The organism is Anaerotignum sp. (genome assembly GCF_045122575.1).
GTDB lineage: Bacteria > Bacillota > Clostridia > Lachnospirales > Anaerotignaceae > Anaerotignum_A.
Genome location: NZ_JBGVHV010000195.1, coordinates 1 through 8,737, shown reverse-complemented (window position 1 = coordinate 8,737; position 8,737 = coordinate 1). Strand labels below are relative to the sequence as shown.

Here is an 8,737-nt window from a genome sequence, read left to right as displayed (position 1 = left end):
CAAAGGCCATTACCATCGTGATCACGATCTTAAAAAATGTTTTGATGGGGTTGAATGGTTTTCTTCTCTTCGGATTTCTTCTTCTGCTCATGGAATCCCTCACTCATTCGTCAAATCTGCATCATCCGCTGCCGCCACAGGTTCTATCCCATGGATCCGCCAGTCGATCAGTTCCTTGATACCTTCTTCATCCAATTCTACATATTTCCCGGGATCGCCCAGATAAGGAACGGTATCACTGGTGATTTTTGCAGGATCCAGATCTTTCACATATTTTACATATTTCAGCGCTTCTGTCACCGTGATATCACTTTCTGTGCAATCCAGAACAACTTCCACCAGATCATCCAGTTTGTTCAGCAGTGTTTCAGAACTGCACACCTTTTCGATCAGCGCCATGATGAATTCCTGCTGTACTTCAATACGTTTCAGGTCTTTCTGTACATAGCCGTCACGGAAACGAACCAGCTGTTCTGCCTTTTCGCCGTCCAGATGCTGCATACCTTCTCTCAGATTGATCAGAGGGCCGCCGGTATCTGTCATATCCCAGTACATATTCATCGGCACATAGAAATCAACGCCGCCTACGGCATCCACGACTTTCTTGAAGGCTGTCAGGTCAAATTTAATGTAGTAATCCACGCTGACACCCAGAATTTCTTCCATCATTGCCACAGAAAAAGCACATCTGTTGCCTTCCCCTGCATAGGCATGGAGCTCTGTCAGTTTGCACTGACCATATACCCCGTTCTGCTGCGGGATATATGCCCCCTCCTGATTCAGATGGCGGATCATTTCATCCGTCAGAACGACTTTGCTGTCTCGGGGAATGGAAATCATGTGCAATTCCTTTGTGGTGGTATTGAAGCTGACCAGCATATTGACATCGGCGCGGAACCCATCTTCATCCGTCCCCAGCACCGCCACATTGATCACGTCCTTGATCTTTTCCTGTTCGGATGCGGAAACCACAAAATCAGACTTTTCTGCCTTGCCCTGCCACATATCCATCTTCACCCAGATCTTTGCCGCCGCATAGGCACCCACAAGGATCAGGATCAGCCCGATGACCAGAAGGACGGATCTGCGCCGTCTCTTTTTCTGCTCTGCCTTTCGTCTGGACATTCTTCTGCCCTGAGTTACCCTTCTGGGGTCGATATATGTCTGCTCATTTCTGACGACTCTTCGCTGTTCTTCCGGATATGGCACGCGGGTCTGTCTGCGGCGCACCTGACGCTGTCGCAGCTCCATATCCATCTCATCGGAGGGTCTGCGGCGTCTTCTGTATTCTCTTTTTTCACCCATAACCTGTATTCTCCCTCTATATAGAGTTATTTGCATTTTTACAAATGATTATTATACCAAAACGAACAGCTTCTTACAATACAGGAATCGCCATATTCCCCGTTTTTTTGATGATTTCATCAAGATTTTCGCTTCTTTCTTTCATTATACATCATCTGCAGACATAAAAAAGGAAATAAATTTCCGAAAAATGCATTGCTCCATCCTTCGCCTTCCTTTACAATCCGCTGAAATTCCCGTATAATCCGTATCTGTAAAGATAAATCTCAAAGGAGGCCGCCTCATGTCCACATCTGATACATCAAAAACTTCTTTATTATATAGGCTGAAACAATTCTTAAACAAACCCACGGGCATCGCTCTGGTCATTCTCTTCTGGTCTGTCTTTCTGACAGGGAGCACCTATCTGATCACCACCAGCCAGATCCTGCGGGTCGGCTGGCGCATCCTGCAGGCACCGACCATGCTGCTCTGGAACATCCTGCCTGTTCTGCTGCTGATTTTACTGCTGTTCTTCCTCACAAGAAAGCTGTTCTTTTCTGTCAGCGGTACAGCCGTGCTGTTCCTATTCTTCGCCGTGGTTGACCGTGTGAAAGTCATCATGCGCCAGGAACCTCTGCTCCCCACAGATCTGACTCTGGTAAAGGAAACCGTTGCCATCCTGAAAACCTTTCCTGCCTATCAGCTTGTCCTGATCGGGCTGATGCTGCTGGCCTTTGCAGCACTGCTTGTCCTCAGCTTCATAAAGTCCAAAAAAACTGTAGTGTCTCCGATCCCCCGTGTCATCGGGCTGGTGCTGGTCATCGCCTGCGCCTTCGGTGCCAACCAGTTCATCTATGCTGACAAAACCCGTTATGACGCTTACCCTACCGTAGACAACCCCTATTTTCAGGTAAATCAGTACAACACCAAAGGGATGATCTATTCCTTCCTGCATCAGTATAACATCACAAAAATGACAGCCCCCGAAGGCTATGATGCAACGTACTTTGCCAATCTGGAAGAAACACAGTGGAACGCCCCCGAAGAAAAGGAATATCCCCACATCATCATGATCATGGGAGAAGCCTTTTCCAATATGAGCGAAAATGAACATCTGGATTTCAGCGGCTACCGCGATCCCCTGCAGAACTTCAAGGCCATCGCCAACAGCGAAAACGCCTACAGCGGTCACATTGTCGTGCCAAACTTCGGCGGCGGCACTTCCAATACGGAATATGACGTACTGACCGGCTGTGCTACCCGCTATCTGGATAATCCACTGCCTTCCTATAACTTTATCCACGGCGATTTCGACGGCATGCCCCGTCAGCTCAGCAAGCTGGGGTATGAAACCCAGTCCATCCACCCCGGTTACGCATGGTTCTACAACCGCCAGAACGTTTATCCCGATCTGGGCTTCGAAACCTGCTATTTCCTGGAAGATTCCTTTGATCTGGAAACCCAGGGCTACGGCGGCTATATCAACGAAGTGGTGACCATGGATAAGATCATCGACACACTGGATACCCACATCCAGGAAAAAGACAGCCCGCTGTTCTCCTTCACTGTGACCATCCAGAACCACGGTCCCTATGAAAAGCACTACGGCACACTGCCCCCCAACTTCTCCACCGATGTTTCTCTGGATGAAAACCAGACAGATCTGCTGACCCAGTATTTCGCAGGCATCATCGATGCCGACGAACAGATCGGCCGACTGAAAGCCTATGCCGAACATTCCGAAGAACCCATTGTTCTGGTTTACTTTGGCGACCATCTGCCCGGTTTCTCCAACGGTATGGAATTTTTCGACCTGCTGGATTATCCCATCGATGCCAACGGCACCCCTGCGGAACAGCTGGCCGTATATGAAACCCCTTATTTCATCTGGCAGAATGACAGTGCCAAAAACCTGTGCGGCGATATCCGAACATCTGCCGCCGAACTGGAACTGCCTGCAGACGGTCTGATGAGCTCTCAGTTCCTCGGCACGGCGATTCTGGAACTGTTTGTCCCCGAATATGAATCTCCTCTGCACAGCTATAATTACGAGCTTCTCAGACAACTTCCTGTCTGTGCGAAGAACATTTATGTAGATTCTGCAGGAAATTATACGGAATACATCTCCGCAGAGCAGATGGAAATGGTAAAAACCTTGAAAAACTGGCAATATTACAAGCTTTTCGACGATAAAAACCCTTAAAATCAAATACCAACAAGTTTCACGTCGGGAAATTTTTCCCGACTTTTTTTGCATTTTTTCAAATTGTATACAGTATATATTTATACATTTCCTTATTTTTTTGCCAGATTTTTCAAAAAATCCTTATAAATTAGCCCAGCTTTTTCCATATATTTCCAGTCATTTTTCCACCTTTTTGATTTATTGTACTAAATTTAGTACACAACTATGAACAAAAAAATGGTTAATTTTTTCACTTTTTTATTGAAATTATGAAATATATGGTGTAAAATGGTCTTGAATTTAATGGCTATGTCAATTTCTGTCTTGATATACATGATTATGCATCAAGGCATGAGGGAGGGAATTGATATAGACGAAAATTTTCATCTGACGAAACATTTTTCGTCAAAGGATAACATTGGAATGAGTTTCATTCCACGCTATCATCTATTTTTTCTTATGTAAGGAGGAATACATATGTCTAACGCAACTGAAAATCGTGCCGAGTTTGGTTCCACCTTAGGTTTTATCCTGTCCGCAGCGGGTTCCGCAGTAGGTCTGGGTAACATCTGGAAATTCCCCGGCAAAGCTTACGCATGTGGCGGCGGCGCATTCCTGATCATCTACCTGATCATCGTAGCAGTAGTAGGTGCATCCGTAATGATGGCTGAATTCACAATCGGTCGTAAAACACACAGAGGCTCTGTAGGTGCCCTGAGAATGCTGAATGAAAAATTCGCATGGATCGGTGGTCTGGGCGTTCTGACAGGTTTCATCATCGTATGTTACTACTGTCAGGTTGGTGGCTGGGCTATGTACTACGTAGCAGCTTACATCACAGACGTACAGACAGTATGGGCTGATCCCATGGCTTACTTCCTGGGTATGCTGGGTGCAAACGGTCTGCCTGTAGGTGCTATCGTTTGGGGTCTGATCTTCATGCTGCTGACAGCATTCATCATCAGCCATGGTACAGCTGGTATCGAAAAAATGTCCAAAATCCTGATGCCCGTTCTGTTCGTTCTGCTGATCGGTCTGATGATCCGTTCCTGCACACTGCCCGGCGCAAACGAAGGTATCGCTTACATGCTGCATGTTGACTGGTCCACAATCAACACAACAGCTATCCTGACAGCTCTGGGTCAGGCATTCTTCTCTCTGTCTCTGGGTATGGGCGTTATGATCACATACGCTTCCTACCTGTCCAGCGAAGATAACCTGGTTTCCAACACTGGTATCGTTTGCGTACTGGATACTCTGGTAGCTCTGTTCGCAGGCTTCATGATCATCCCCGCTGTATTCGCTACAGGTATCGCTCCCGGTATGGGTGGTGCGTTCGGTTTCGCAACACTGGCTGGCGTATTCATGGCTATCCCCGGTGGTCAGTTCATCGGTATGCTGTTCTACTTCCTGCTGTTCTTCGCAGCTGTAACATCCTCTACTTCCATCCTGGAAGGTACTGTTGCATTCCTGACAGAAGAAAAAGGCTGGGAAAGAAAGAGAGCACTGGTTATCTGCTGTATCGTTATGGAAATCGTTGGTCTGCTGTACCTGCTGTCTCAGGTTTACATGCCTCTGAAAGGTGTTTGGATCTCCAAAGCAGGTATCGAATACCCCGGCTTCGGCGACTTCCTGGAATACCTGACAGACAGACTGCTGCTGCCTCTGGGTGCATTCTTCACAACATTCTTCGTAGGTTGGATCTGGGGTCCTCAGAACTCCGTAGACGAAGCTACAGGTAACGGCAGAAACAAATTTGCTCTGGCTGGCGCTTACAAATTCATCGTTAAATTCATCGACCCTATCGCTATCGGTGCTATCATCGTTGCAGGTATGGTATTCGGTATGTCCATTTCCTAATCAGAGGATCAGGCATAACGAAATTGCATAATAAATGCGACTTTCTGGTCGGAGGCTCCCCCTCCGACCTTTTTCTTTTGCAAAAAACGCAAGATGCTGCTCCCTGCTGCATATCTTTGGAAAGAAGGCTCTCATCCCTTTTTATGCATTTCCGGAAAAGCAATCATCCTGAAAACAAAACTGTTTTCAAATCTTACGTTTTTTTGTAAAGGAGGAATACTATGTCTACAACTGAAAATCGTGCTGAATTCGGCTCCAAGATCGGTTTTATCCTGTCTGCAGCCGGTTCTGCCGTCGGTCTGGGTAACATCTGGAAATTCCCCGGCAAAGCTTATGCCTGCGGCGGCGGCGCTTTCCTGATCGTTTATCTGCTCATCGTTGCCGTAGTGGGTACCACAGTCATGCTGGCAGAATTCACCATCGGCCGCAAAACTCACAAAAATGCGGTCGGCGCTCTGCGGGAACTGAACAGAAAATTTGCCTGGATCGGCGGTCTGGGCGTTCTGACAGGCTTTATCATTCTGTGTTACTATTGTCAGGTGGGCGGTTGGGCCATGTATTACATTGCTGCTTATTTGACTGATGTCAGCACCATTTGGGCCGATCCTATGGCCTACTTCCTGAATATGCTGGGCGCAAACGGATTCCCTCTGGCTGCTCTGATCTGGGGTCTGGTTTTTCTGGCATTAACGGCTTTTATCATTGTACACGGCACTGCCGGCATCGAAAAAATGTCCACCCTGCTGATGCCTGTTCTGTTTGTGCTTCTGATCGGTCTGATGATCCGCTCCTGCACGCTGCCCGGTGCAGATGTCGGTCTGGACTATATGCTGCATGTAGACTTTTCTGCTATCAACGGCACAGCCATTCTGACAGCTCTGGGGCAGGCATTCTTCTCTCTGTCTCTTGGTATGGGCGTTATGATGACATACGCCTCTTATCTGAACAGCGAAGATAACCTGATTACCAATACAGCAATCGTATGTACGCTGGATACGCTGGTCGCCCTGTTTGCAGGCTTCATGATCATCCCTGCAGTATTCGCTACAGGCATCGCCCCCGGTATGGGCGGCGCATTTGGGTTCGCTACACTGGCAGGCGTGTTTATGGCCATTCCCGGCGGTCAGTTCATCGGCGTGCTGTTCTACTTCCTGCTATTCTTCGCCGCCATCACCTCTTCCACCTCCATTCTGGAGGGCGTGACAGCCTTTCTGGTGGAAGAAAAAGGTACAGAAAGAAAGACGACCATCCTGGGTCTTTGCGTTGTTCTCTACATCATCGGCGTGCTTTACACCCTCTCTCAGGCCTATATGAACCTGAAAGGCATCTGGATCTCCAGAGAAGGGCTCCAGTTCCCGATTTTCGGTGATTTCCTGGAATATCTGACAGACAGACTGCTGCTGCCTCTGGGCGCATTCTTCACGACTCTGTTCGTAGGCTGGATCTGGGGTCCCGAAAACTCCATCGAAGAAGCCACCTCCAATGGCAAATATAAATTCACATTAGCCCCCGCCTATCGGATGATCGTAAAATTTATCGACCCTATTGCCATCGGTGCCATCATCGTTGCAGGCATGGTATTCGGCATGGCGATTTCCTGAGCATCCGTCTTTCCGATAGTTTCTCCGAATGAAATATATTTTTGGTTTTATTATAAAAAATTATAAAAAAATGCCGAAAGCTTTCGCCTTCGGCATTTCTTTCTGCCCTTCTTTCTTGTCAATTTTTCACAAAACCCGCTTTTTTCTTACCCTATTTTATGGATTTCGTACAGCCTTTTTGTGAAAAATGTCCTGTGTTAAGGGAAACAATCCAGAATCTTAACATCTTTTTTATAGATATTTACAGGCATTTCAGTTATGCTGAATTTAGATCATTTTGTAAATTATTGGAGTATCATACAAATTCTTCTTTTTGGGATAAAATATCCTGCTGCAGGTTCGATAAACCCTACGGGAGGGACAGGATGCCCCGCTGAAAAAGAAGGCTATCATTTTTCGTTTTACTAAATTGTTGTATGATCCTCTTGATTTACACACGGTCCGGGAAACAAATGTTTTCCAAAAAATGATTTTTCATTTGTAAAGGAGGAATACATATGTCTACAACTGAAAATCGTGTTGAGTTTAGCTCCAAGCTTGGCTTTATCCTGTCTGCAGCTGGTTCTGCTGTAGGTCTGGGTAACATCTGGAAATTCCCCGGCAAAGCTTACGCTTGCGGCGGCGGTGCTTTCCTGATCATCTACCTGCTGATCGTAGCAATCGTAGGTACATCCGTAATGATGGCTGAATTTACTATCGGCCGTAAAACACACAAAGGCGCAGTTGGTGCTCTGAGAGAACTGAACTCCAAGTTCGCTTGGATCGGCGGTCTGGGCGTTCTGACAGGTTTCATCATCGTATGTTACTACTGTCAGGTAGGCGGCTGGGCGATGTACTACATCGTAGCTTACATCACAGATGTACAGACAGTATGGGCTGACCCCATGGCTTACTTCCTGGGTATGCTGGGTGCAAACGGCCTTCCTATCGGTGCTCTGGGCTGGGGCTTCGTATTCATGGTACTGACAGCATGGATCATCAGCCACGGTACAGCTGGTATCGAAAAAATGTCTACCATCCTGATGCCCGTTCTGTTCGTAATGCTGGTTGGTCTGATGATCAGATCCTGTACTCTGCCCGGCGCAGACGAAGGTCTGAAATACATGCTGAACGTAGACTTCTCTACAATCAACGGTACAGCTATCCTGACAGCTCTGGGTCAGGCATTCTTCTCCCTGTCTCTTGGTATGGGTGTTATGATCACATACGCTTCCTACCTGTCCAGAGAAGATAACCTGGTTTCCAACACAGCAATCGTATGTACTCTGGATACTTTGGTAGCTCTGTTCGCAGGCTTCATGATCATCCCCGCTGTATTCGCTACAGGTATCGCTCCCGGTATGGGCGGTGCGTTCGGTTTCGCTACACTGGCCGGTGTATTTATGGCAATTCCCGGCGGTCAGTTCATCGGTATGATCTTCTACTTCCTGCTGTTCTTTGCAGCGATCACATCCTCTACCTCCATTCTGGAAGGCTGCGTAGCATTCCTGACAGAAGAAAAAGGTATGCAGAGAAAAACAGCACTTATCGGCTGCTGCGTTATCATGGAAATCGTTGGTATCCTGTACGTACTGTCTCAGGTTTACATGAACATCAAAGGTATCTGGATCTCCAAAGAAGGTCTGCAGTACCCTATCTTCGGCGACTTCCTGGAATACCTGACTGACAGACTGCTGCTGCCTCTGGGCGCATTCCTGACAACATTCTTCGTTGGTTGGATCTGGGGTCCTCAGGAATCCATCAAAGAAGCAACAGGCGATGGCAGAAACAAATTCACACTGGCACCTGCTTATGCATTCATCGT

The 8,737-nt window shown here is 47.3% G+C and carries 5 protein-coding genes; 4 read left to right on the top strand and 1 reads right to left on the bottom strand.

The genetic code is table 11. The annotated features are described in order from the left end of the window. Positions 1-99: 99 nt before the first annotated feature. A complete protein-coding gene (locus ACJMLT_RS09550; protein ID WP_405730023.1) occupies positions 100-1,305 on the bottom strand; it encodes an LCP family protein in 1,206 nt (401 codons plus the stop codon). A gap of 283 nt (positions 1,306-1,588) precedes the next feature. Between ACJMLT_RS09550 and ACJMLT_RS09545 the strand changes: the two genes are divergently transcribed. From ACJMLT_RS09545 to ACJMLT_RS09530, 4 genes are all read left to right on the top strand, one after another. Beyond that, entirely contained in the window at positions 1,589-3,490 is a 1,902-nt protein-coding gene (locus ACJMLT_RS09545) for an LTA synthase family protein (RefSeq protein ID WP_405730020.1), read from the top strand. A gap of 459 nt (positions 3,491-3,949) precedes the next feature. Then, the gene (locus tag ACJMLT_RS09540; RefSeq protein WP_405730018.1) at positions 3,950-5,332 is read left to right on the top strand and encodes a sodium-dependent transporter; all 1,383 of its coding nucleotides are present in this window, start codon (positions 3,950-3,952) and stop codon (positions 5,330-5,332) included. Positions 5,333-5,553: 221 nt separating this feature from the next. Next, positions 5,554-6,933 (top strand): sodium-dependent transporter, encoded by a 1,380-nt coding sequence (locus ACJMLT_RS09535; protein ID WP_405730015.1) that lies wholly within the window; start codon positions 5,554-5,556, stop codon positions 6,931-6,933. 497 nt (positions 6,934-7,430) lie between these two features. Next, positions 7,431-8,737, top strand: a 1,307-nt coding sequence (locus ACJMLT_RS09530) for a sodium-dependent transporter (protein WP_405730012.1), incomplete at its 3' end; no start/stop codon positions are given.

Excerpts from the sequence above, each read along its gene's own strand:
- ACJMLT_RS09550 (WP_405730023.1), bottom strand. The coding sequence starts at position 1,305 with ATGGGTGAAAAAAGAGAATACAGAAGACGCCGCAGACCCTCCGATGAG.
- ACJMLT_RS09545 (WP_405730020.1), top strand. The coding sequence starts at position 1,589 with ATGTCCACATCTGATACATCAAAAACTTCTTTATTATATAGGCTGAAA.
- ACJMLT_RS09540 (WP_405730018.1), top strand. The coding sequence starts at position 3,950 with ATGTCTAACGCAACTGAAAATCGTGCCGAGTTTGGTTCCACCTTAGGT.
- ACJMLT_RS09535 (WP_405730015.1), top strand. The coding sequence starts at position 5,554 with ATGTCTACAACTGAAAATCGTGCTGAATTCGGCTCCAAGATCGGTTTT.